At 56.1% G+C, this 1,790-nt stretch carries 2 protein-coding genes; both read left to right on the forward strand.

The annotated features are described in order from the left end of the window. Positions 1-264: 264 nt before the first annotated feature. Positions 265-1,359 (forward strand): O-antigen ligase family protein, encoded by a 1,095-nt coding sequence (locus tag OP496_RS17540; RefSeq protein WP_280565177.1) that lies wholly within the window; start codon positions 265-267, stop codon positions 1,357-1,359. Then, positions 1,356-1,748 carry a glycosyltransferase gene (locus OP496_RS17545; protein ID WP_280565179.1) on the forward strand — a complete coding sequence of 131 codons (393 nt, stop codon included), beginning with the start codon at positions 1,356-1,358 and terminating at the stop codon, positions 1,746-1,748. The genes OP496_RS17540 and OP496_RS17545 overlap by 4 nt, the downstream gene beginning before the upstream one ends. The last annotated feature ends 42 nt before the right edge of the window (positions 1,749-1,790 follow it).

The raw sequence follows: 1,790 nt of genomic DNA on the forward strand, positions 1-1,790 counted from the left end.
TGGGAGCCAACCGGAGCTGTGCCGCTCAACCCAGGAAAGTGCCAGGAAATCAAGCGTAACCAATGCGCGGCTTAGAACAAACTTTTTGGACAACTGGGTTGAAAACTACCGTTATCCATCTATGCCTTCTCATGGTTAATTAGTTTCGATCTTTCACGTTCGGCAGAGTCCGTTTTCATCCTGTGTTTCGTGATCGCTTGGTGTACGGAGCCGGAGCCGTCGGACAAGTGGCACAGGGTATTCCTGCTGCTAGTGGCGTTCGTCGTGCTGCAGGTGGGCGTATATTTCTTTGCGGTAGAGCGTTTTCCAGATTTTGCCGATGAGCAGGTAAAGGCCGCCAGGCACTTCAGCAAGCTGTTCCTATGCATTGCAGTGGCCTGGTGGTTACGAGGCTCCATACGGGCGGCCAAGTATCTGTTGACGGTCTTTCTGGTTGGCTTCCTCGTTTCTTTGGCGCTTAATTCCAACACTGGAGAGTGGCTGGCGGCCATCGCGGGGCGCCGAGCGAATTTCGGCTACACGAACGCCCAACACACCGCTTTCTTTATGGGCCTCGTATTGATCGTGGGCGGCAGTTGGCTTGCACGGTGTCTACAACGGCCCGGCCGAGGTGTCGAGTGGGTGGCAGCGCTGAGTTTGACGGTACTTGGCTTGGTGGGGATCGCCGTGACCCAGACGCGGTCGGCCTTGTTGGCAATGGCTATTGTGATGGCGGGTTTGCTCGTCGTGGGCTTGGTATCTCTATTCAGGCGGCGGCACTACAAGGCGTTAAGCACCAAGGGCGTGGTGGTCTTTATCGCTGTGGCTAGTGTGCTGACGGTGCTTGGGTACTCGTTGGCACCGGTCCTCGAGAAACGGTTCCACGCCTCGCAAGCGACAATACAATCGCTCAAGACAGGGGGCATCGCCGATATAGGCTACACCAGCGTTGGCATCCGTCTCCATACCTGGGTATATGCATTGGACAGGATATCCGAACGCCCCTTGACGGGTTGGGGCGCGGAGAGCCGCAAACCGTTGTTTGACGAAGGCCCCTTCCCGGACCGGGTGAAACAACGCTTTGGGCATTTCCATAATTCCTATCTGGAAATCCTACTGGCGTATGGTGCCCTGGGGATGTTGGCGTTGGTGATTCTCACCTGGATGATCCTCAAGGGGACCGTTCGACTGCTTCGTCCTGGGCAGCGCTATTGGGGCGTGGGGCTATTATCGGCCTGGGCATTCTTTTTCATCATCAACGCGTTCGAGTCATACCTGATCTTCAATTCCGGCATGTACTTCTACATCATCGTCGGCGGTGTGGGGATGTCTTACTACCTGTTCGGTGAGCACAATGGAAAAGAGGTGATGTCGAAATGAATGTGGTGCTGTGTGCCGATGAGGGCTATGCGCGCTTTGGTGCCGTCGTCATGGCGTCGGCCATTGCCAACGCTTCCCGCCCCGAGCGGCTGCGTTTTTTCGTGCTCACCCCGGGGCTGGAAGAAGACACTGCGGAACGCTTGCGTAAGGTGGTGGAAAAGGGTGGTGCTGCCCTGCATATCATCGACGTCGATGTGCAGGCGCTACAGGGGCTTCAGGCTGGCCGTTTCGGTATCGCAGCTTTGCTGCCCTTATTGATGCATCGTTATCTGCCGGTGGATTGTGAGCGTGTCATCTATCTGGATTGTGACGTGCTGGTACCCCTCTCTGCCAGCCTAGTTGTCCAGATGGCGATTTCGCCTGAATCCCACTCAGAGAGGGTGGTATGAGAGCTTCCATGCCAAGGTACTCCGAAGAACGTAAGGCCGCAG

Source organism: Chromohalobacter sp. 48-RD10, assembly GCF_029889785.1.
In the GTDB taxonomy this organism is placed as follows: Bacteria; Pseudomonadota; Gammaproteobacteria; order Pseudomonadales; family Halomonadaceae; genus Chromohalobacter.

What these genes read in the sequence shown, in the direction of transcription:
- OP496_RS17545 (WP_280565179.1), top strand. Translation starts at nt 1,356, where the DNA reads ATGAATGTGGTGCTGTGTGCCGATGAGGGCTATGCGCGCTTTGGTGCC.